The 21,678-nt window shown below is 70.1% G+C and carries 22 protein-coding genes; 10 read left to right on the forward strand and 12 right to left on the reverse strand.

Annotation, left to right across the window (positions count from 1 at the left end; all coding sequences use genetic code 11):
• Positions 1–172: 172 nt before the first annotated feature.
• On the forward strand, positions 173–1,285 hold the full coding sequence (locus ABD798_RS19070; RefSeq protein ID WP_344876646.1) for an HNH endonuclease signature motif containing protein: 1,113 nt from the start codon (positions 173–175) through the stop codon (positions 1,283–1,285).
• 3 nt (positions 1,286–1,288) lie between these two features.
• Here ABD798_RS19070 and ABD798_RS19075 read toward each other — a convergent pair whose 3' ends face one another.
• Positions 1,289–1,840, reverse strand: a complete 552-nt coding sequence (locus tag ABD798_RS19075; protein ID WP_344876648.1) for a TIGR03086 family metal-binding protein — start codon at positions 1,838–1,840, stop codon at positions 1,289–1,291.
• Positions 1,841–1,904: 64 nt separating this feature from the next.
• On the opposite strand from ABD798_RS19075, the gene ABD798_RS19080 reads away from it, so the two are divergent.
• The 3 genes from ABD798_RS19080 to ABD798_RS19090 are packed head-to-tail and all read left to right on the forward strand — an operon-like array spanning position 1,905 to position 4,021.
• Positions 1,905–2,648, forward strand: a complete 744-nt coding sequence (locus ABD798_RS19080; protein ID WP_344876650.1) for a DUF6597 domain-containing transcriptional factor — start codon at positions 1,905–1,907, stop codon at positions 2,646–2,648.
• 53 nt (positions 2,649–2,701) lie between these two features.
• The gene (locus ABD798_RS19085; RefSeq protein ID WP_344876652.1) at positions 2,702–3,529 is read left to right on the forward strand and encodes a class I SAM-dependent methyltransferase; all 828 of its coding nucleotides are present in this window, start codon (positions 2,702–2,704) and stop codon (positions 3,527–3,529) included.
• A 33-nt stretch (positions 3,530–3,562) separates the two neighbouring features.
• Positions 3,563–4,021, forward strand: a complete 459-nt coding sequence (locus ABD798_RS19090) for a MerR family transcriptional regulator (RefSeq protein ID WP_344876654.1) — start codon at positions 3,563–3,565, stop codon at positions 4,019–4,021.
• On the opposite strand, the gene ABD798_RS19095 is transcribed toward ABD798_RS19090, so the two are convergent.
• From ABD798_RS19095 to ABD798_RS19110, 4 genes are read right to left on the reverse strand one after another with little or no spacing between them, the layout of a single operon-like run.
• On the reverse strand, positions 3,916–5,067 hold the full coding sequence (locus ABD798_RS19095) for an NAD-dependent epimerase/dehydratase family protein (protein WP_344876656.1): 1,152 nt from the start codon (positions 5,065–5,067) through the stop codon (positions 3,916–3,918). The genes ABD798_RS19090 and ABD798_RS19095 overlap by 106 nt on opposite strands.
• 28 nt (positions 5,068–5,095) lie before the next feature.
• Positions 5,096–5,899 (reverse strand): MBL fold metallo-hydrolase, encoded by an 804-nt coding sequence (locus ABD798_RS19100; RefSeq protein ID WP_344876658.1) that lies wholly within the window; start codon positions 5,897–5,899, stop codon positions 5,096–5,098.
• Positions 5,896–8,226 carry a glycoside hydrolase family 65 protein gene (locus ABD798_RS19105; RefSeq protein WP_344876660.1) on the reverse strand — a complete coding sequence of 777 codons (2,331 nt, stop codon included), beginning with the start codon at positions 8,224–8,226 and terminating at the stop codon, positions 5,896–5,898. The genes ABD798_RS19100 and ABD798_RS19105 overlap by 4 nt, the downstream gene beginning before the upstream one ends.
• Entirely contained in the window at positions 8,223–8,948 is a 726-nt protein-coding gene (locus ABD798_RS19110) for an HAD family hydrolase (protein WP_344876662.1), read from the reverse strand. Before ABD798_RS19110 ends, ABD798_RS19105 begins: the two co-directional genes overlap by 4 nt.
• 581 nt (positions 8,949–9,529) lie before the next feature.
• Between ABD798_RS19110 and ABD798_RS19115 the strand changes: the two genes are divergently transcribed.
• Positions 9,530–11,425, forward strand: a complete 1,896-nt coding sequence (locus tag ABD798_RS19115; protein WP_344876664.1) for a beta-ketoacyl synthase N-terminal-like domain-containing protein — start codon at positions 9,530–9,532, stop codon at positions 11,423–11,425.
• Here ABD798_RS19115 and ABD798_RS19120 read toward each other — a convergent pair.
• Positions 11,357–11,773: a DUF5313 family protein gene (locus ABD798_RS19120; protein WP_344876666.1), complete on the reverse strand. Its 417-nt coding sequence runs from the start codon at positions 11,771–11,773 to the stop codon at positions 11,357–11,359. The two genes, ABD798_RS19115 and ABD798_RS19120, sit on opposite strands and share 69 nt — an antisense overlap.
• A gap of 40 nt (positions 11,774–11,813) precedes the next feature.
• Between ABD798_RS19120 and ABD798_RS19125 the strand changes: the two genes are divergently transcribed.
• Together ABD798_RS19125 and ABD798_RS19130 are read left to right on the forward strand one after the other, a co-directional pair.
• Positions 11,814–12,284: a MarR family winged helix-turn-helix transcriptional regulator gene (locus ABD798_RS19125; RefSeq protein ID WP_344876667.1), complete on the forward strand. Its 471-nt coding sequence runs from the start codon at positions 11,814–11,816 to the stop codon at positions 12,282–12,284.
• A gap of 38 nt (positions 12,285–12,322) precedes the next feature.
• Entirely contained in the window at positions 12,323–12,682 is a 360-nt protein-coding gene (locus ABD798_RS19130) for a hypothetical protein (protein ID WP_344876669.1), read from the forward strand.
• On the opposite strand, the gene ABD798_RS19135 is transcribed toward ABD798_RS19130, so the two are convergent.
• Complete coding sequence (locus tag ABD798_RS19135) at positions 12,679–13,008, reverse strand: hypothetical protein (protein ID WP_344876671.1); 330 nt, start codon at positions 13,006–13,008, stop codon at positions 12,679–12,681. The genes ABD798_RS19130 and ABD798_RS19135 overlap by 4 nt on opposite strands.
• A gap of 113 nt (positions 13,009–13,121) precedes the next feature.
• On the opposite strand from ABD798_RS19135, the gene ABD798_RS19140 reads away from it, so the two are divergent.
• Together ABD798_RS19140 and ABD798_RS19145 are read left to right on the forward strand one after the other, a co-directional pair.
• The gene (locus tag ABD798_RS19140; protein ID WP_344876672.1) at positions 13,122–13,646 is read left to right on the forward strand and encodes a pyridoxamine 5'-phosphate oxidase family protein; all 525 of its coding nucleotides are present in this window, start codon (positions 13,122–13,124) and stop codon (positions 13,644–13,646) included.
• A gap of 71 nt (positions 13,647–13,717) precedes the next feature.
• Entirely contained in the window at positions 13,718–14,311 is a 594-nt protein-coding gene (locus ABD798_RS19145) for a class I SAM-dependent methyltransferase (RefSeq protein ID WP_344876674.1), read from the forward strand.
• On the opposite strand, the gene ABD798_RS19150 is transcribed toward ABD798_RS19145, so the two are convergent.
• The 5 genes from ABD798_RS19150 to ABD798_RS19170 all read right to left on the reverse strand — a co-directional run bounded on the left by ABD798_RS19150 (position 14,308) and on the right by ABD798_RS19170 (position 21,089).
• On the reverse strand, positions 14,308–16,278 hold the full coding sequence (locus ABD798_RS19150) for an ABC transporter ATP-binding protein (protein ID WP_425549239.1): 1,971 nt from the start codon (positions 16,276–16,278) through the stop codon (positions 14,308–14,310). The genes ABD798_RS19145 and ABD798_RS19150 overlap by 4 nt on opposite strands.
• A complete protein-coding gene (locus tag ABD798_RS19155; RefSeq protein WP_344876676.1) occupies positions 16,275–18,008 on the reverse strand; it encodes an ABC transporter ATP-binding protein in 1,734 nt (577 codons plus the stop codon). Before ABD798_RS19155 ends, ABD798_RS19150 begins: the two co-directional genes overlap by 4 nt.
• Entirely contained in the window at positions 18,002–18,607 is a 606-nt protein-coding gene (locus ABD798_RS19160) for an acyl-CoA-like ligand-binding transcription factor (protein ID WP_344876678.1), read from the reverse strand. The genes ABD798_RS19155 and ABD798_RS19160 overlap by 7 nt, the downstream gene beginning before the upstream one ends.
• A gap of 63 nt (positions 18,608–18,670) precedes the next feature.
• Positions 18,671–19,741, reverse strand: coding sequence for a wax ester/triacylglycerol synthase domain-containing protein (locus ABD798_RS19165; RefSeq protein ID WP_344876680.1), 1,071 nt, complete (start codon positions 19,739–19,741; stop codon positions 18,671–18,673).
• A gap of 136 nt (positions 19,742–19,877) precedes the next feature.
• Positions 19,878–21,089: an MFS transporter gene (locus tag ABD798_RS19170; RefSeq protein WP_344876682.1), complete on the reverse strand. Its 1,212-nt coding sequence runs from the start codon at positions 21,087–21,089 to the stop codon at positions 19,878–19,880.
• A 75-nt stretch (positions 21,090–21,164) separates the two neighbouring features.
• Between ABD798_RS19170 and ABD798_RS19175 the strand changes: the two genes are divergently transcribed.
• On the forward strand, positions 21,165–21,677 hold the full coding sequence (locus tag ABD798_RS19175) for a helix-turn-helix domain-containing protein (protein ID WP_344876684.1): 513 nt from the start codon (positions 21,165–21,167) through the stop codon (positions 21,675–21,677).
• The last annotated feature ends 1 nt before the right edge of the window (position 21,678 follow it).

Here is a 21,678-nt window from a genome sequence, read left to right on the forward strand (position 1 = left end):
GATGGATCCCGGCCCCGCTGGGAAGCGTATGGCACGCGCACCCCAGGTAAAGCCGACCCGGCTTAGTTGTGCGGCTCGCTTTAGTCTGGGGTTGCGTTTTCGGCGTTGTGGGCGCCTGGCAATTCATCCTTTAGAGCCATGATCGTCTATTTTATTCGTATAGAATAGGGGTATGGACCCTGATGCCGTCCTCAAAGCGGCCTTCGTGGGCATGGGTAAAGCCGTGGCTGAGTTTTCGGTGACCCTGCTCAACTATGTATCCGATCTTGAGCCTCGTGATCGGGAATTCTCTGAAGAGCTGTTGATGCGTGAACTGCGCGTGTCGAGGGTGAAAGCGGGTTGGTTGATTGACCGTGCCACGGACCTCGCCTCCCGCCCGGGAGTGTTGAAGGCGATGGTCGAAGGCCGGGTTGATGAGGGCAAAGCGTTGATGATCATTGATCTGTTGCGGGTTCTCTCGGTCGCGCATGCGGCGGTCGCTGAGGAGGCGTTGTTGGCGCATGCGGAGAAGAACTCTTACTCGACGACGCGTCAGTACGCGGTTCGGTTCATTCACCGTCTTGATCCGAAGGCCGCTGAACGTCGGTTCCAGGCCAAACGCAAGCAGCGGATGGTGGAGAAGATCAACCTGGATGACGGCATGGCTCTGATCAGGTTGATGATGACCGCCCATGACGCGGCGATGGTGTATGACCACGTGAACCGCATTGCCCGTTCCCTGCCGAAGGATGACCGGACTCTGGATCAGAAGCGCTCTGATGTCGCCCGGGATCTGTTGTTGGGCCATGACACTCCGGCGCCGCAGGGTCAGACGATGGTGTATCTGACGATGCCGATCACCTCGGCGTTCGGTATGACCAACGACCCGGCGATCCTTGGTGGTTACGGGCCGATCCCGGCTCGCATCGGCCGGGATATCGCCGCAGGCGGCATCTGGAAGCGGATCTTGACCGATCCGATGACGGGGATGGCTGAAGAGATCAGCCACGTCTACCGGCCGTCCCCGAAACAACGGGAACTCATCGCAGCCCGCTACCCGACCTGCATGGCCATCGGATGCAACCAACCCGCACACCGCTGCGACCTCGACCACTGCTGCCCGTTCGACGGCACGAACACCACACTCAACAACCTGCGGCCGAAGTGCCGCAGGCATCACCGGATGAAGACGCATTCGAACTGGAAGTGCACCAACCAGCCTGATGGGACGCACACCTGGACGACACCGAACGGGAAGACCGAGGATGTGCATCCGGAACCCATCGCCGAACCGGCGCCGTTCTAAGACTCACGCACTCCACGAAGGGGAGCGGCCGCTCAAAGCGAGGGCCTTCTCCAGTATGGGTGCATTCTCCGACACGGAAGCTTCGGGGCCGTACACGCCCATTGAACGGCCCTGATCGGCGCTTCGAGCGACCTCGGCGTAAACGTAGGAGACGACATCGGCGTCCCACTCGGCGTGCTGGTTGGTGGCGCGGGCGAGATCCCATCCGTGCAGGACGAATTCGCCGATCACCATTCCTGCGACCAAATCTGCGGGGAGCTCGAAAGAACCGCCCATGGTGGTCATGCCCTCCCATGCGGAAGCCGGACGCCACGCGGTGAGAGTGCGGGCGACCTGGGTCTTCAAGGCCTCGGACCAGGGGCCGGGGAGCGCGCCGGGGGCGACGGCCTCCTTGCGCGCGGCGCCTTCCAGGGACGGGGCCCAGTGGAGGAAATGGTCGATGAGGGCTTGGACGTCGAACTCCGAACACGGGGTGGGAGCCGACAGGTGGTGGGGCTCGATGTTGCCGACGATCTCCAGGAAAGGCGCGGCGGCGCGGGCCATCAGGTCGCTCATGACAGGAGAGCAAACCCGCGCGGTCGGCGGGTGTCTTGCACAAAGGCGACATAGGCTGCGCGCCATGGGCAGGGACGCACGCGGGCTCGGCGGCGCGTGGGTGAAGCACCAGCGGCACGCCTTTCCGGGGCCGTCGGCGGACCTGGAGCCTTATGTGGCGCGGTACTGGGTGGTGTCGTGGGAGTACGACGAGCCGTACCGGCAGCTGATCGTTCCCTACCCCAACGTCCACCTGACCTTCCAAGGCGGTCGCGCGACGGTGAACGGCGTGGCCAGCGGGCACCAGGTCAAGGTGCTCGACGGGCACGGAGGAGTGCTCGGCGTGGCGTTTCGGCCGGGGGTGTTCCGGCCGTTCCTGGGGGCGTCGGTCAGCACGATCACCGATCGCGTGGTCGACGCGGCGGAGATCTTCCCCGGAGCCCTTCCCGGCGAGCCGGACGTGCCGGAGGTGGAGGCGTTCCTGCGGGCGCACCTGCCGGAGCCGGACGCGCGGGCGCAGCACGCCGCCGAGGTGGTCGACAAGATCATCGCAGAGCCGGGGATCACCAGGGTGGACGCGCTCGCGCGGGAGCTCGGCGTGAGCGTGCGGGCCTTGCAGCGGATGTTCTCCGAGCACGTGGGCATCGGTCCGAAGTGGGTGATCAGGCGCTACCGTCTGCGCGAGGTGACGGAGCGGCTGGCCGGGGGCGAACCGATCGACTGGGCGGTGCTGGCGGCCGACCTTGGCTACTCCGACCAAGCGCACTTCGTCCGCGACTTCCGCGCCATGTTCGGCGAACCACCCACGCGGTACGCGCAGCGCTACTGACCACGCGCCACTGAACATTCACGGTTTTGTGAAACGGGTGTAGCTTGGTGGGCATGGGCCGCGAGAAGATCACGCTCACCGGGACGCAGGAGACCATGCTGGCCACGCTCTACGGCCGGGCACTGGACAGCGCGCTGCCCCGGCCGATCCTCGGTGACGCGGTCTCGGCCGAGGCGGTGCGGCGCATCGACTACGACTTTCGCAAGACCGGGATCACCAGCGCTACCAAGTCCGCGAGCGTCACGTTGCGGGCGAAGACGCTGGACGACTGGGCGCGGGAGTTCCTCGCGGCCAACCCGGAATGCACGGTGCTGCACCTCGCGTGCGGCCTGGACACGCGCGCGCACCGGCTGGCCCCGCCGTCGGCGCGCTGGTTCGACGTGGACTTCCCCGACGTGGTCGAGCTGCGCGAGCGCCTGCTGCCGACACCGCCCGGCGACTACGCGATGATCAGCTCCTCGGTGACCGACGAGGCGTGGCTGGAGCAGGTGCCCGACGACCGCCCGGTGCTCGTCGTCTTCGAGGGGCTGAGCATGTACCTGCGCGAGGAGGACGGCGCCCGGCTGATCCGCCGCGTCACCGAGAGCTTCCCGTCGGGCGAACTGCTCTTCGACTGCTTCAGCTCGCTGGGCATCCGCGCGCAGAAGCTGATCCCCGCCGTGCGCAACTCGGGCTCGACACTGCACTGGGGCATCGACGACCCGCGCGAGATCGAGCGCCTGCACCCCGGCCTGACCTGCGTGAACGCCCTGCGCAGCGTGGCGGTGCCCGGGATCGAGCTGCTGCCGCTTCCCGCGCGGATCGGGTTGAAGGTGTTCTCCGCCATCCCCGCGCTGCGTGACTTCGGCAGGATCATGCGGTTCAGGTTCACCAGTGCTTGACTTGGAGCGCACTCCAACGGTGAGGATGCGCGCATGGACGAATCGCACGGGGCGCTGACGGTCAGCGAGGCCGCGGCCGCCGCCGGGGTCAGCACGCACACGCTGCGCTACTACGAGCGCGCCGGGCTGCTCGACCACATCGAGCGCGGACCGTCGGGCCGTCGCCGTTACAGCGAGCGCAACCTGGGCGCGATCGAGTTCATCCTGCGGCTGCGCAGCACCGGCATGTCGATCGGTGAGATCAAGAAGTACACGGACCTGGTGCGCGCGGGCGAGGGCAACGAGCGCGCCCGGCTCGGCCTGCTGGAAGACCACCGGGACAAGATCGTGGCCTCGCTCGCCGAGCAGCGCGCCCACCTCGCCGCCATCGAGAAGAAGATCGAGATCTACTCCGAGCTGCTCGGCGTCGCACCCGCGCGTCGCGATCTGCCCAGCAGCCCGAGCAGCACGGTGGTGCCGGCGGCGAGGGCGAACCTCCGCAGCGTGCGGTAGTCCCTGCGCACTCCTCCGTCCACAGTGGATCGATCGGGTTGTTCGCCGGAGCCGCTGAGCTTGCCGGCGCTGAGCGCGGGACTGGTGCCCCGGACACCCGCGCGCATCCCGGCGAGCTGCTCGCGCGCGCAGTCCGCGCTGCTGTGCCGGGGCGAGAAGCCGAGTTCGCGCCGAGCACGCGAGGTGTCCAGCAGCGGCGACACAGCGGCGAGGTCGAACCACCCCGGCGACGTGCCGATCAGCCTGGCTCGCCACAACAGCGCGACGATCGCCTTCACCAGCACGTCCGGCACGGGAATTGCTTTGGCGCGCGCGACTTCCGCCAGCGCGTCGCGGTCGAGGGTGTCGTCGGCGGAGAGGTTGAACGCGCCCGTGGCCCGCTTCTCCAAGATCGAGATGATCGCGTCGGCCACGTCGTCGGCGTGCACGAGCCGGAGCTTGAGCCCGGCCGGGATCGGGAGCAGCGGAGGCCGCACGCGCAGCAGGAAGGGCGTGACCAACGGCCGCAGGTACAGCGCGGCGATCCCGGCCGAAGCGACCCGCTGCATGACCAAGGTCGGCCGAACGACAGCGACGGACAAGTCGGTGAAGCCCGCGAGCTCCCGCTCCACCGCGACCTTGTGCCTGCTGTAGATGGAACTGGGCACTCCGGTCGTCGGAGAGGACTCGTCGACCGGGAGCGCGGAGGGCGCGTAGGCCCCGACGGACGAGGCGTGCACGAGGTGCGGGACCCCGGCCCTCCGCGTCGCTTCGAACACCGCGCGGCTGCCCTCGACGTTGACGTGGTGCAGCCACTGCTCGTCGCGGATCGGCTGCACCGCCCAAGCCAGGTGCACCACCGCGTCCGCTCCCGCGAAGATCTCGCTCAACCGCTCGGTGTCGGTGATGTCGGCGGCCTGCCACGCGGCGAGGTGGTAGGGCGGCGACGAAGCCGGGGGAGGCCTGCGGCACACGCCCACGATCTCGTGCTGCTCGCCGCTCTCACCCAGCCGCCGCAGCAGAGCCGTTCCGAGGTTGCCCGATGCTCCGGTGATCACGATTCTCATGCGGAAGGCTTACCCACCACGGGCGGCATCAGTCGCGGGCGTGCTCCAGGTAGCGCTTGGCCGAGCGCCGCACGACCTCTTCGGCGTCGCGCGGCACCTCCGACTCCCACCACGCTCCGTAGATCGTTTCGAAGCGGTGGTCGGCGAGCAGCTCGGCCGCGCGGCGCACCACGCTCGGCCGCTCCGGGATGAGGTTCGGGTAGGAGTACATGAAGCCGACGAAGTTCCGGTCGGGGATGACCTGCACGATGTCGCCGGTGAGCAGGGTGCCCGCGCCGTTCGCGCCATCGCGCCAGTGCAGCACGGTGCCGCCCGCGAAGTGCACGCCGAGGTTGATCAGCGTCAGGTCGTCGGCGAGCTGCTTGGTGGTGCCGCTCCACAGCTCGACGGACGGATCGGGGCGGCCGATCCACTGCTTGTCGTTCTCGTGCAAGTGGATCGGCACGTCGAAGGTGTGCGCCCACTCCACCATCGTCGTGTAGTAGTGCGGGTGGCTGATCGCGATGGCCGTGATGCCGCCGAGCTCCCGGACCCGCTCGACGACCTCGTCGTCCAGGTAGGCGGAGCAGTCCCACAGGACGTTCCCGGACTTCGCCCTCACCAGCAGCGCGCGCTGCCCGATCGCGAAGCGCGGTTCGCTGCCGATGCCGATCAGGCCCGGCCCCTGCTCGCGCACGGCGGCCCGGTGCTCGCCCGCGCGCAGGGCCGCGAAATCGGTCCAGGCCTGCCCGGTCGACGGCACGTACTGGCGCTCGTCCTCGCAGATCGGGCAGTCCGGGCGCGGCGCCGCGTACTGCGTGCCACAGGTGAGGCAGATCGGCATGGTCGTCATGTGCGTCCTCGGGGTGCGCGCCCCTCCGGCTGACTCACCTTCGGCGGCTCGGGTGCGGGTGGGATCGGCAGCGTCACCTCCGAGCCGGTCTCCACCACGATCGCCTCCCCGTGGTGCGAGGTGTGCAGCGGTGGACCGGAGTCGACGCGGTAGGTGGCGCTGTCGCGGTCCACGGTTACGGAGAACCTGGTGTCCCGCAAGCGGATTCGGAAAGAAAGTCGGTTCAGCGCGGGCGGCGTCCTCGGCGCGAAGGTCACCTTCCCGCCGTGGTCGCGCATCCCGCCGAACCCGGCGACCACCGCCGTCCACGCCCCGGCGAGCGAGGCCATGTGCAGGCCGTTGCGCGAATTGCCGTGCAGGTCGTCGAGATCGGTGAACACCGCTTCGAGCAGGTAGGAGTACGCGAGGTCGAGGTGCCCGATCTCGGCGGCCAGCACCGCCTGCGTCCCGGCGGACAACGAGGAGTCCCGCACGGTCCGCGCTTCGTAGTAGGCGAAGTTGCGCGCCTTCTCCTCGTCGCTGAACGCGTCGCCGCGCAGGTGCATCGCGAGCACGAGGTCGGCCTGCTTGATCACCTGCTTGCGGTAGAGGTCGAAGTACGGGTAGTTGAGCAGCAACGGGTAACCGGAGTCCGGCGTGCCCGCGAAGTCCCACTCCGCGTGCGCGGTGAAACCCTCGGACTGCTCGTGCACGTCGAGCGCGCGGTCATAGGGGACGGTCATCGCGTCGGCCGCCGTGGTCCACGCCGAGACCTCGTCATCGGAGACCTCCAGCCGACGAGCCACATCGGGCTGGCGCTCGCACGCCGCGACGGCCTCGCGCAGGTTCTTCTGCGCGATCAGGTTGGTGTAGACGTTGTTGTCCACGATGGCGCTGTACTCGTCGGGACCGGTGACGCCGTCGATGCGGAAGCCGTCCTGCGGGTCGTGGTGGCCGAGCGCCGCCCACAACCGCGCCGTCTCGATCAGCAGCTCCGCGCCGCACTCGCGCTCGAAGTCCTCGTCGCCGGTCGCCGCGACGTACTGCGCGGTGGCGTAGGCGACGTCGCCGGACACGTGGAAGGCCGCCGTGCCCGCGGGCCAGTACGCCGAGCACTCCGCGCCATTGATCGAGCGCCACGGGAACGCCGCGCCGCGCTGACCGAGCTGCTGCGCGCGCTCCAACGCTTTGTCCAAAGTGGAGTGCCGCCAGCGCAGCGCGTCCCGCGCGGCCTCCGGGACCGTGTAGGTGAGCAGCGGCAGCACGAAGATCTCGGTGTCCCAGAAGGCGTGCCCGTCGTAGCCGGGACCCGTGAGGCCCTTGCCCGCGATGGCCCGTGTCTCCCCGCGCGCCCCCGCCTGCAACACGTGGAACAGCGCGAAACGGATCGCCTGCTGCACGCGCTCGTCGCCGTCGATCTCCACGTCGGCCGCCGCCCAGAACCGGTCGAGGAACGCGCGCTGCTCGGCGAGCAGCCCTTCCCAGCCGGTCTGCAACGCGCCGTCCAACGCCGCCTCGACCTGAGCCCGGAGCGCGGGCACGGACCGGTTCGCCGACCACCCGTAGCCCAGGTACTTCGTCAGCCGCAGCCGCTCGCCCTTGCGCACGTCGACCGCGACGGTGAAGCGCGCGAGGTCGTCCTCGGCGTGGATGTTGGTGCGCAGGTTGTCCTTGGTGTGCAGCGTGTGGTCCATCGCGGCGGCCATCCGCAGCCCGGAGTGCCTGGTGTGGTGCGCGAGCACGGCCCGGCTGCCGCGCGCCGCCGCGAAGTCGGCCACCAGCGGGTCCTCCAGCGCGGCGGCCACGCGCGGGTCACCGGAGCGCTGCTCGATCGGCTCGTTGGCCAGCAGGTCCGACTGCACCACGAGCTGGATGTCCTCGGCGGGCTCGATCTCGTAGTGGATCGCGGCGACCGCGCGCTGGGTGAAGGACACCAGCCGCTCGGTGCGCACGGTGACCCGTCGCCCGGTCGGCGACTCCCACTCCGTCCGCCTGCGCAGCGTTCCGGAGCGGAAGTCCAGCACGCGCTCGTGCGAGAGCGCGCGGCCGTAGCGCATGTCCAGCGGCTCGTCCTCGACCAGCAGCCGGACGATCTTGCCGTCGGTCACGTTCACCACGGTCTGCCCGGCCTCGGGGTAGCCGTAACCGCCCTCGCCGTAGGGCAGCTGGTGCTCCTCGTAGAAGCCGTTGAGGTAGGTGCCGGGCAGCCCGCGCGGCTCCCCCTCCTCCAACGTGCCGCGCAGCCCGATGTGCCCGTTGGACAGGGCGAAGCTCGACTCGGTGCGGTCGAGGCTGCCGACGTCCAACCCCCGCCAAGCCAGCTGCCACGGATCTGTCTGGTAGCTCACAGCAGCTCCTCCAGATCGTTCACGACGACGTCCGCCCCGTGCGCGCGCAGCGCCTCGGCCTGGCCCGCGCGGTCGACGCCGACCACGTAGCCGAAGTTCCCGGCGCGCCCGGCCTCGACGCCGGACAGCGCGTCCTCGAAGATCGCGGTCGCCGACGGCTCCACGCCGAGCTTGCGCGCAGCCGCCAGGAACGAGTCCGGCGCGGGCTTGCCGCGCAGGCCCTCCTCGTCGATCACCACGCCGTCCACCCGCACACTGATCAACGGCGCGAGCCCGGTCGCGGCCAGCACGCGCTCGCCGTTGGCCGAGGAGGTCACCACGCCCAGCGCCATCCCGGCTTCGTGAGCGGCTTTCACGAACTTCACGGAGCCCGGGTAGGGGGAGACCCCTTCCTCGGTGAGGATCTTGTCGATCAGGTCGTTCTTGCGGTTGCCGACCCCGTGCACGGTCGCCAGGTCGTGCGGGTCGTTCGGCCCGCCCTCCGGCAGCGTGATCCCGCGCGAGGCGAGGAACGCGCGCACGCCGTCCCGCCGCGGCCTGCCGTCGACGTGGTCCAGGTAGTCCTGCTCGCTGAACGGCGTGAACGACGGGCCCTCGCGCGCGGCCAGGAACTCGTCGAAGACCTGCTTCCACGCCCTGCGGTGCAGCTCGGCGGTGCTGGTGAGCACCCCGTCCATGTCGAACAGGCACGCGGTGACCCGTCCCGGCAACGTCGTCGGCATCCGAGGAACCCCCGTGTTTCGGTGATCGTTTCGCGCTCGGAGTGCCCTCCGCCGTCCGAGCCTAACCGCGCTGCCCCCGCGGCACCGCCCGCCCGATTCCTGGGGGGCCACGTGGGGAAACGGGTCCGTTTCATTACTCGATCATTGTTGTGTGTTCTTTTCGTGATCGCTGCTCGGGTTGTGAAAACGGGACGGGAAGGGGGAAAATTCACCCCCGCTTCACCGCGGCGCCAGCCTTGCTAGGTGGAGCGATAGGACGGAGCTATGGCTTGCCGCTATGGCGGCTGAGTACGGTGTGAAGTTCCTGATTCCAGGCGAAGCGAGACATCCCCGCACTGGTAAGTTCCCGTTCCGAAGTACCGGCGAACCATTCCTGGGACGGAATGACGGGCGCGGCGCGGGAAGTCAATCCCTGCACCCCTGTGTGGATCTGGGGGTCTTCGACGGGGATAGGGGTCGGCTTTCGGTGCCACCGTCCCTAGGTTCGGTGGTGCCGTGCGCGCTTGGGGGCGTGCTCGGCACCGACCGCGTGTCGCCGGCGTGCTTGACGGCCCTCGGGGTCGTCGAGAAAGGGGACGGCAATGTCCGCACGGGACGAGCGGATCGCGATCGTGTCGGTGGCGCACCGGCAGCCCTGCGCGGGGCAGCCCGGGTTCGACTCGGCGCTGTTCGGGATCGACGCCGCGGACCTCGACGCGGCCAGGCGGGTCTCGCTTGAGCTGGCGTGGGAGGTCCTGGAGCGCGGCGGCCTCGATCCGGCTTCGGCGCGCGAGGGCCGGACGGGCGCTTACGGCTGCGCTGGCGCGGAGCTGGCGGCCGCGTTCAGGCTGGCCGGGCCGGCGATCACCGTGGACACGGCGCACACGCCGCTGGTCGCGGTGCACGTGGCCGCCCGCGCGCTGCGCGAGGACGAGTGCGACCTCGCCGTCGCGGGCGGGGCGACCGCCACCGACGGCGCGGCGATGCTGTTGCTGGAGCGCCTTTCCGACGCGCGCAGGCACGGGCACCCGGTCCTCGCCGTGATCGTGGCGAGCGCTGTGGGCTCAACGGTAGAGCGCGCTAACGACGCCGTGCTGCGCCTTGCGGGCCTCGAACCGTCCGAAGTGGACAGTCTGGCCGGGCTGCACGCGCTGACACCGGATCTCCCGGGTGCGGTGGGCGTGTCCTCGCCGCCCGGGGCCACCGGCGCCTCCCTCGTGCTGGAGTCGGTGAAGACCGCCGTCGAGCCGAGCACCGCCGTCGAGCTGCCCGACACGCCGCTGCTGCTGTCCGCGGCCAACCGCGCGGGGCTGCGCGCACAGGTGCTGCGGTTGCTCGACCACCTCGAAGCCGACGAGGACGCCAACCTCACCGACGTCGCCTACTCGCTCGCGACGAGCCGGGCCGCGCTGCCGCTGCGGATCTCCGTGGTGGGCGACCGCCACGAGGTGCTCGACGGGCTGACCGCCATCGCCGCGAGCGAGCTGGACGTGACCCGCGCGACCCAGGTCTCTCCGACGTACTTCTGCACCGGCGAGGCGCCCCCGGCGTTCGGCCGCGAGCTGCACGCCGAGTTCCCCGTCTTCGCCGAGGCCTTCGACGAGGTCTGCGCGGAGTTCGACGCCTTGTTGGACCAGCCGTTGCAGGACGTGGTTTTCGAGTCTGAAGACCCCGAGGCCGACTACGAGCGCGCCGCGACCTTCGCCGTCGAGGTCGCGCTGCACCGGCTCGCTGAGCACTGGGGCCTGCTGGTCGACCGCGTCGAAGGCCGTGGCGTCGGTGAGATCAGCGCCGCGTACTGCATGGGCGAGCTGTCCTTGGTTCAGGCGTGCGTGCGCGTGCTCGCCGCTGACTCGGAGATCGTTCCGCTGTCGCGCTTGGACCTCGGCCCGCTCGCGGTGCTCTCGACCATGCCGGAGATCGCGTTCGGCACCGCGCCGAGCACCGCGCGCCTGGCGCTGCTGCACCCCGACGAGGCGGAGCCGCGGTCCCTGGTGACCGGCTTCGCCCAGCTGCACGACCGGGGCGTCGAGCTCGACTGGGCGGAGTTCTTCGCGGACACCGGCGCGCGCCGCGTGGACCTGCCGACCTACCCGTTCCAGCACGTCACGGTGCCGTCGCGGCCGGATGGCGAGCTGTGGCGCGGCACTCCGGAGTCCGGCACGTGGCTCGTGGTCACCGCCGCGGACTGCGCCGACGAGCCGCTGACCGGTGCGCTGCGCGATGCGCTCGCTCGCGATGGAGCGGTCGTGCGGTCCATGGAAGCCGGGCCGTGGAGCCGCGAGCAGTTCGCCGAGCACCTCCGCGCCGCGCTCGGCGACGAGGCGCCCGACGGAGTGCTCGCGATGGCCGGGGTGGAGACCGACGTCCTCGTGCTCGCCATGGGCGACGCGGAGATCGACGCGCGGTTGTGGCGCTTGGCGCCTGCTCTACGCGTCAACTCCGGAGCGGCGCGCCGAGGCCCGCGCGGCGCGTTCTGCCACCGCGGCCGCCGCTGACCTGGCTTCCCGCTCGCGGCGCGTGTTCGTGGCGTGCCCGCGCGGGAAGCCGTACTTGGTGAGCCGCGTGTCGGCGTTCTCCGGCGCGTAGGACAGCGAGTAGTACACGCCGACGATCATGCCGAGCACCAGCGCGAGCAGCACGACCTCGCCCGGCCCCGCCAGCGCGACGCCGAACACCAGGTACAGCAGCGCGAGCACGGGGGAGACCAGGACCAGCGACCGCACGACGTGCCGGGCGAACCAGGTCCGGCAGGTCAGGTCGCGCACCACCCAGTCGCGGTAGCGCGCGGGCAGCTTGCCGCCGAAGGCGTACCACAGCCACAACGCCGGGTTCGGTCGTCTCACGGGAGCCTCCTCGATTGCTGGCCCAATTCTTGCCGGACCAATGGTTAGTGTACCAACTATTGGTACGCTCTCCACTGTGACTCAGCAGACGGATCCGCTCGAACTGGAGCGGCAGGTGTGCTTCGCCCTCTCGGTGGCGTCGCGCTCGGTGGTGGCGATCTACCGGCCGCTGCTGGAGCCGATGGGGCTGACGCACCCGCAGTACCTGGTGATGCTCGCGCTGTGGCAGTACGCGCCGCTGTCGGTGAAGGACCTCAGCGGCCTGCTCCAGCTCGACCCCGGCACGCTCTCCCCGCTGCTCAAACGCTTGGAGGCCGGAGGTCTGCTGCGGCGCGAGCGGGACAGCCGCGACGAGCGCAGCCTGGCCGTGACGCTCACCGCCGCCGGGCGCGAGCTGCGTGCCGATGCGGAGAAGATCCCGCCCGCCGTCGTCGCCCGGCTCGGCATCCCGCTCGACGAGCTGGAAAGCCTGCACAAAGCGCTGACCAGGGTGATCGCCGCGGCGACCTGAGCCGTTTCGGGCACAAGGCGCCGGGTACCTCTGGTGGCATGCCTGCTCTGACTCGTGTGCTCGGCGCGGCCACCGCGGCCTACGGCGCCACCATCACCGCGCGTCCTCGCGTACTGGCCAAGCCCTGCGGTTTGACCACGCTCACCGGGGACACCACCGCACCCGTGCGCACCCTGGTCTCCGCGATCGGCGTGCGCGACACCGCGATCGGCGTGGCGATGCTGTGCGCTGCACCCGGCCGCGCGCTACGGGTGGCCGTGATGACCCGAGTGGCCTGTGACGCCGCCGACGCGCTTGTCTTCGGTCTCACGCTCCCAGACCGCAAGGCGCGCAAGAAGGTCGCCGTCTTCGCCGTCGGCTGGGCGGCGCTGTGTGCGCTGTCCTCGTTGCAGCGCTAGGGATTCGCGGCGCGGTACTTGCGGTAGGCGGGGCGCATCATCAGCTTGTCCTGGATGACGTGGACCGCCGTGACCACCTCCGGCTTGGCCAACGGGTGCAGCTCGGGCAGCGCGAAGAACGCGGCCGTCGCCCGCACCACGAGCAACCAGCAGTCCGCCTCGGCCTCGGTGAACCCGGCTTCGAGCACGCGCTTGCGGTCCTTCAACTCCTCCGGCGTCCACCGGTTCGGTGCGGCGGAAGCCGTTGCGGGAACAAGGGAAAGGGTGGCGGCGGTGCCTGCGACGGCGGCGGAGCGCAACATCGCGCGGCGGGGCATTTCAGTCATGTCTCCTGCCTATTGGCCGCCCCACGGCGTGACAACCCGCTGATCGGCGCACCCCTTTCACAGGTTTTTCGGTAGGCGTGTCGAACCACGCGCGGCCCGTTCGACGCACGGGTATGACTGAGAAAGCACCGATCTCCACCCGCAACCTCGACCAGTACGGCAGCGCCGAGCTGCCGTGGAGCCGCGCGCGTAACGTCCTCAGCGACTCAGGCTCAGCCGACCTGACGTTCTTCGTGTCCACCGTGCGCCCCGACGGGCGTCCGCACTCCGCAGGCGTGGGAGCCGTGTGGGTGGACGACGCGCTGTACTTCAAGGGCGGTCCCGCCACGCGCAGATCACGCAACCTAGCGGAGAACCCCGCGTGCAGCGTCTCGGTGCGCCTGCGCGGAATCGACCTCGTGCTCAACGGAGAAGCGCGTCGAGTCTCCGACTCCGAGACCCTGGAGCGCGTGGCCGCCGTCTACCGCGCAAGTGGTTGGCCCGCCACTGTGGAGGGCGACGCGCTCACCGCACCCTTCACCGCACCGAGCGCCGGCCCCGCGCCGTGGCACCTCTACCGCCTCACCCTGCACGACGCCGTCGGAGTGGCCAGCGCCGAGCCCCACGGCGCCACCCGCTGGACCTTCAAGCACCCGTGACCGGTGTGCCTGGCCGACGTTGAGGTGCGTGCGATGTTTCCGACCGCGCGGGGCAGGGGAACAGCACAGGGATGAGTCGTTCCTGGGAGTTCGTCCCGTTCGTCCTCGGCTCGTTGCGCAGGCCGGTCAGCACGGGGGCGTTCGTGCCCAGCACTCGGCGCTGCGCCGCGGCCCTGCTCGACGGGATCGGCGCGGAAGCCACCGACACCGTGGTCGAGCTGGGCGCGGGCACCGGAGCGATCACCCGCGCGCTGGACGCCGCGTTGCCCGTCTCCTCCCGCCTGATCGCGGTGGAGATCAACGACGGGTTCGCCGCGCGCTTGCGCCGGACCGCGCCGCCCCGGGTCGAGGTGGTCTGCGACTCCGCCGTCGAGCTGCCCCGCATCCTCGACGAGCGCCAGGTGGAGCGGGTGGACGCCGTGGTCAGCGCGCTGCCGTGGACGGTGATGCGCCCCGAGGACCAACGCGCGGTCCTGATGGCCGTCGCCAAGGTGCTCCAGCCCGAAGGCTCCTTCGCCACCCTGCTGTCGGTGCACCGTGCGCGCACCGACAGCGGCAGGGAGTTCGCGTCGCTGCTCGCCGACACCTTCGGCGAAGTGCGCCGCAGCCGGACGATCTGGGCCAACCTCCCGCCCGTCACGGCCTTCCACTGCACCCGGCGTTAGGACTCCACGGTGGTGAGCGGGTTGGCGAACTGGGCGGCGTAGAGGCGGGCGTAGGCGCCTTCCGCCGCGAGCAGTTCCGCGTGCGAGCCCTGTTCGACGATGCTGCCGGATTCCATCACCAGGATCAGGTCGGCGTCGCGGATCGTGGACAGGCGGTGCGCGATCACGAAGCTCGTGCGGCCCTCGCGCAACGCGTTCATCGCGCGCTGGATGAGCACCTCGGTGCGCGTGTCCACCGAGCTGGTCGCCTCGTCGAGGATCAGGATCGCGGGCTCGGCGAGGAACGCGCGTGCGACGGTGATCAGCTGCTTCTCGCCCGCGCTGACGTTGTCGCCCTCCTCGTCGATCACCGTGTCGTAGCCGTCCGGCAGCGTGCGCACCAGGCGGTCCACGTGCGTGGCCTCCGCGGCGGCCACGATCTGCTCGCGCGTGGCACCGGGGGAGCCGTAGGCGATGTTGTCGGCGATGGTGCCGCCGAACAGCCACGCGTCCTGGAGCACCATGCCGGTCTTGGCGCGCACGTCCTCGCGGGTCATCTCCGCGATGTCGACGCCGTCGAGGGTGATCCGGCCGCCGTCCAGCTCGTAGAAGCGCATGAGCAGGTTGACCAGCGTGGTCTTGCCCGCGCCGGTCGGGCCGACGATGGCGACGGTGCGCCCCGGCCGCACGCTCAGCGACAGGTTCTCGATCAGCGGCTTGTCCTCCTCGTAGCGGAAGGACACGTTGTCGAACTCGACCTGCCCGCGCACGGTGGGCTGGCGCACCGGCTCGGCGGGCTCGGGGCTCTGCTCCTCGGCGTCCAGCAGCTCGAAGACCCGTTCGGCGGAAACCACACCGGACTGCAGCAGGTTCGCCATCGCGGCGATCTGCGTCAGCGGCTGGCCGAACTGCCGCGAGTACTGGATGAACGCCTGCACGTCACCGAGCGAGATCGCGCCGGAGGACACCCGCAGCGCCCCGACGACCGCGACCAGCACGTAGCTGATGTTGCTCAGGAACATGATCGCGGGCTGGATCATCCCGGAGATGAACTGCGAGCGGTACGCGGCGTCGTAGAGGTCGTCGTTGTGCTCCTTGAAGGTCTGCTCGGCCTGCTGGCGCCTGCCGAAGACCTTGACGAGCCCGTGGCCGGTGAACATCTCCTCGATGTGCCCGTTGAGCTTGCCGGTGGTGCCCCACTGCTTCACGAACTGCGGCTGCGCGCGCTTGCCGATCTTCGCCGCGACCAGCATCGACAGCGGCACGGTCACCAGCGCGACGAGCGCCAGCAGCGGCGAGATCACCAGCATCATCACCAGCACGCCGACGATGGTCAGCAGCGAGGTCATCATCTGCGCCATCGTCTGCTGCATCGACATGGCCACGTTGTCGATGTCGTTGGTGACCCGGCTCAGCACCTCTCCGCGCGGCTGCTTGTCGAAGTAGCGCAGCGGCAGCCTGGCGAACTTCTCCTCGACGCGCTCGCGCAGGTCGAACACGGCGTGCTGGACCACGCGCGCGGTCAGCCTGCCCTGCACGAGCGCGAACAGCGAGGAGAACAGGAACAGCACCATCGCCAGCAGCAGCACCTGACCGACCGCGCCGAAGTCGACGCCCAGTCCCGGCCGCAGGTCGAGCGTGGAGAACGTGTCGGCGAGCGTGCCGTTGCCCTCCGCGCGCAGCTGCGCCAGCACCTGGGCCTTGTCCAGGCCTTCCGGGTACTGCTTGCTGACCACGCCGGAGAAGATCAGGTCGGTCGCCTTGCCGAGCAGCAGCGGCCCGACGACGGTCAGCGCGATGCTGACGACGCTGACCGCCAGGATGCCGAACAGCGACAGCCGGAACGGCGCCAGCAGCTTGAGCAGCCGCTTCACCGAGCCGCGGAAGTCGGTGGCCTTGGACGTGGGCGGGCCGCCCATCATGCGCGCCATGGCGTTGCCGCCGGGGCCCACCGGAGCCGACGGCCGGGAGTTGGTCGTGGTGCTCATGCCGCTTCCGCCTCACTGAGCTGGGAAAGCACGATCTCGCGGTAGACCTCGCAGGAGCCCATCAGCTCCTCGTGCCTGCCGGTTCCGACGACGCGGCCCTCGTCGAGGACGACGATGCGGTCGGCGTGCCGGATGGTGCTGATGCGCTGGGCGACGATGACCACGGTGGAGTCGGTCGTCTCGTCGGCGAGCGCGGCGCGCAGGGCCGCGTCAGTGGCGTAGTCCAGCGCCGAGAACGAGTCGTCGAAGAGCAGCACGGGCGCGCGGTGCACCAGCATCCTGGCGATGGCCAGCCGCTGGCGCTGACCGCCGGAGACGTTGGTGCCGCCCTGGGCGATCGGTGCTTCGAGCTGGTCCGGGAGCTTCTCGACGAAGTCGCGCGCCTGGGCGATCTCCAAGGCGCGCCACAGCTCTTCGTCGGTCGCGTCGGGGTTGCCGTAACGCAGGTTCGAGGCGATCGTGCCGGAGAACAGGTAGGCGCGCTGCGGCACGATGCCGATAGCCGAGGACAGCGAGTCGGCGTCCAGCTCGCGGACGTCGACGCCGTCGAGGAACACGGTGCCCGCCGTGACGTCGAACAGGCGTGGCACCAGGCTCAGCAGGGTCGTCTTGCCGCTACCGGTACCGCCGATGATCGCCGTGGTTTCGCCCGGCCGCGCCACCAGGTCGATGTCGTGCAGCACCGGTTGCTCCGCGCCGGGGTAGCGGAACTCCACGCCGCGCAGCTCCACCTCGCCGCGAGGTTCGGGCAGCCGCACAGGGTTCTTCGCCGGCACGACACTGGGCGCGGTCGCGAGCACCTCCTGGATGCGCTCGGCGCAGACCTCCGCGCGCGGCAGCATCATGAACATGAAGGTGGTCATCATGACCGACATCAGGATCTGCATCAGGTAGGACAGGAACGCGGTGAGCGCGCCGACCTGCATGGCACCGCTGTCGATCCGCCCGGCACCGAACCAGAGCACCGCGACGCTGGAGGCGTTGAACACCAGCATCACCACCGGCGACATCAACGCGGTCAACCTGCCGACGCGCAGCGACACGTCGAGCAGCTCGCTGTTGGAGCCGGTGAAGCGCTCGCGCTCATGGGTGTCGCGGACGAAGGCGCGGATCACCCGGATACCGGTGATCTGCTCGCGCAGCACGCGGTTGATGCCGTCGATGCGGGTCTGCATCGAGCGGAAGGCCGGGCGCATCCTCGCGATGATGAAGCCGACGCCCACGCCCAGCAGCGGCACGGCGACCAGGAGCAGGCCGGACAGCGGCACGTCCTGGTCGAGCGCGAGCGCGATGCCGCCGACGGCCATGATCGGCGCGGAGGCCACCATGACGAACATCATCACGGCCAGCGTCTGCACCTGCTGGACGTCGTTGGTGGTCCTGGTGATCAGCGACGGCGTGCCGAACTGGCCGACCTCGCGGGCGGAGAAGTCCTGCACCCGGTGGAAGACCGCGGCCCGGATGTCCCTGCCGAGCCCCATCGCGCTGCGGGCGCCGTAGTAGACCGCGCCGAGCGCGCACACCACCTGCACGAGGGACACGGCGAGCATGACGGCGCCGATCCGCAGGATGTAGCCGGTGTCGCCCTTCACCACGCCGTAGTCGATGATGTCGGCGTTGAGCGTCGGCAGGTAGAGCGCGGCGAGCGTCTGGGCCAGTTGGAACAGGACGACGAACAGCAGGGGCCGCTTGTAGGCACCCAGATGCGCGCGGAGCAGCTTGGTCAGCACGAGGGCTTCTTTCGGCGTGGTGGTTGAGGAAGGCCCGCGGCGAGTGACCGCAGGGCCTCAGTCATGAGCGGGAGCAGCTCCACGGGTGGGTCGGCGTTCAGCCAGCGGCCCATGACCACCCGCGTCGCGCTGGCCACCGCGCCCGCTACAAGGCTCGGGTACATGTCAATTCGGATATCGGTGCCGATCCGCTCGGCAATGCCCTCGGCGAGCACGCGTTCGAGCGCCATGCCCGCCTTCAGGTGTTCGCCGAGCAGCGCCGGGTGACGCATCTGCATCCGCACCCTGGCCACCATCTCGCGGTCCGGCTCGCCCCCGTACTGCTCCAGCACGGAGGCGATCACCGCCTCCCACAGCGGTTCCTCGGCCGGGCGCTCCAGCAGCGCGGCTCGCACCCGCTCCTGGCGGTCGAGCCCGATCGCGCAGATCGCCTCCTCCTTCGAGGAGAAGTAGTTGTTGAAGGTCCTCGGGGAGACCCCCGCCTCGGCCGCGATCTGCTCGACGCGCACGTTCTCCGGGCCGTGTTCCATCGCGAGGCGCAGCGCTGCCCAGCTCAGCGCGGCGCGCGCCGCCAGCTTCTTGCGCTCCCGAAGACCCATGGCGGGGAGAGTACACGGACGTTTTGCGTGGTGCGCAATATTTCGCGCAACGCAGAAATCAGCTCAGATCTCGGCGAGTTCGGCCAGTGCGAGCGACCACAGGCGGCACAGCTGCGCGCCGTCGCGCACGGCCTGGTCCATGACGAACCCCGCGCCGACGTGACCCGCGTTGTCCACCAGGTACGCGCTCAGCCAGTGCCCGCGCGGCAGCGGCCCGAGCGGGGCCAGCTGGCGCATCCGGCAGTCCTGGAACGCCAGCTCCCGATCCGAGCCGCGCACGCTGCCCGCGACCAGGCCGATCCGCCTCGACCGCTGGGCGAACCATGACGGGCGGCTGCCCTCGCCGTCCTGCGAGGTGGCCGCGCCGATGACGGCCAGCCGGGTCGCCGGGTCCGGCTCCTGGCACGGCAGCAGCACCAGCCGGTCGATCCCCGGCACCACCGTCCACACCGGACACGGCAGCCCGCGTTCCCACGGGGTGTGCCGCCACTCCCGGATCGCGGTGGTCAGCGCGGCCAGGAACACGTCGTTCACGGTGAGCCCGTGCCGCCCGGCGATCCGGTCCAGCCGCTCGCGATCGGCTGCGGCCCAGAAGAACTGGCGCTCGCCGGAGCCGTCGAACTGGGCGAAGGCCCTGCGCGCCAACGGGAGCGGTCGGTGCTGCGCGGGCAGCCAGCCCCGGGTGGTCCGGTCGGAGCCGGAGAGCAGCGGGTCGCGCCGTCCGCGCTGGCGCGGGATCGGCACCGGGTCGAACAGGCCGGTCACCACGTGGATGATCGAGGCGGTGTCCAGCAGCGCTGAGTGCGTGGTGAGCACCACCGCCCACTCGTCCTTGGCGTAGCCGCGGATCAGCCACAGCTCCCACAGCGGCCGCTCGGTGCGCAGGTTGACCGACATGACCTGCTCGACCGCGGCGTTGAGGCCGGTGCCGGTCCGGCACACCCACTGCCGCACGTGCGTGGTGATGTCGGCTTCGGGAAGTCCCAGGCTGGGCCACTCGGCGAGCCGGGGCCGCATCGCCGCGCGGAAGTCCTCCAGCGTCGGCGGCCTGCCCTCGAACCGGGCGACGCCCCCGCCCACCAGCGCGCGCTCCAGCCCGGACGGTCGCACCTCGCCCGTTCCCTGGAGCAGCACCTGATCACCGTTTCGCGTCTCGCTGAGCCGTCGTCGTCGCGCTGATCATCACATCGGCCCCGTCGACCGGCAACCGGAGGCCCCTGGTGACCAGCCCGAACGAGCACTCGTCCGTCCTCATAGGACTGTCGAGCCGTCAGTCCTCGGCGGCCGCGAGATTCGCTTCGGTGAGCACCCGCATCCCGAGCAGCTGCACCAGCATCAGCGGAGCCATCACCAGGAACACCGCGTTCACGCCGAGCAGTTGCGCGATCAGCCCTCCGGTCACCGCGCCCAGCGGCATCGATCCCCAGGCCAGCAGCCGGTAGCCGCTGTTGACCCTGCCGAGCAGGCGGCCCGGCACGATGCGCTGCCGCAGGGACACCGTGATCAGGTTCCACGTCATGAGCCCGACCCCGCCGACGAAGAACACGCCCGCGATGACGAACGGGTTGGTGGTCAGGCCCGGCACGCCCACGACCCCGGCCGTGCCGAGCACGGTCAGCGCCAGCGTGCGCGAGCGGCCGAACAGCTTCTCGATGCGTTCGGCCACGAACGACCCCACCAGGCTGCCCGCCGCGACGCCGGTCATCAGCAGGCCGAAGGACTGCTCGGACAGGCCCAGCGCCGAGGTCGGCCCGACGGCGTGCAGCACGAACACCGAGAACGCCGCGTTCGTCGCGAAGTTCGACATGCCGACCATGGCCGCCAACGTGCGCAGAACCCTGTGGTGCGCAAGGAACTTCAGGCCTTCCGCGATGTCGGCGCGCAGCGTCGTGCGGTGCTCGCGCTCGATCCGGTACGACCCGCGCACCAGCAGCAGCGCCGCGACCGCGAGCGCCCAGAGCGCGACCGGGGCGCCGAAGGCGAACGCCGCCCCCGCCGCGACCAGGAACCCGGCCAGCGGGGGACCGGCGAACTCGTTCGCGGTCAGCTCCACCGCGTAGAGCTTGCTGTTCGCCCGGGAAATGCCCTCGCGCGGCACCATCTGCGGGATGATCGACTGCGCCGACGTGTCGTAGATCGTCTCCGCGGTGCCGATGCACAGCGCCACCGCGTACAGCGCCCAGATCGAGCCGAAACCCGTCAGCAGGGCCACCGTGAGCACGCCCAGCGCGAGCGTGCGCACGACGTTCGCGCCGATCATGGCCCGGCGGCGGTCGAGGCGGTCGGCGAGCGCGCCCGCGGGCAGCGCGAAGAGCAGCCACGGCACGGTCACCGCGAACGCCAGGCCCGCGACCAGCACGGGCGAGCGGGTGAACTGCACCGCGACCAGCGGTAACGCGACCTTCGCGACTCCGTCGGCCAGGTTCGACAGGCCCGACGACGTCCACAGCTTCCAGTACTGCGCCCCCAGCGCGTTCGTCATGCGATGGAGGCTCACACATCGATGGGGAAAAGTCCATCGATGGTAGAAAAGCCCACCAGGCCCTAGCCTGGGCCGATGCGCGAGCGCCGGGAGATCACCGCCGACGAGGCCAAGGCCATGAGTCATCCGCTGCGCCTGCGCATCCTCCGGCTGTGCCGCCAGCGCGAGATGACGAACAAGCAGCTCGCCGAACGGCTCGGCCGCGACCCCGGCACGGTCCTGCACCACGTCCGGCACCTGGTCAAGGCTGGATTCCTGGAGCAGGCGCCGGTGCGCTCCGGGGAGAGCGGCGCGCTGGAGAAGCCCTACCGCTGCGCCACGCACACCTGGTGGCTCTCCGCCCCGCCGGACGACGTCGGCGGGACCGCGCAGGCGCCGATCGCCGCGTTCCAGGAGGAGCTGGCCGAGGCCGGCCCCGAGTCGGTGCGCACCTACGCGCGCTTCATGCTGCACCTCTCCCAGGAGCAGGTCGAGGAGCTCGACCGGCGCATCTGCGCGGTGCTCGACGAGTACATCGAGACCGACGACGAACGCCTCGACCAGCCCGCGATGGGTGGCATCGTGGTGATCCACCGCCTCGCCGACTGAG

This window comes from Allokutzneria multivorans, from assembly GCF_039537405.1.
Classification (GTDB): Bacteria; Actinomycetota; Actinomycetes; order Mycobacteriales; family Pseudonocardiaceae; genus Allokutzneria; species Allokutzneria multivorans.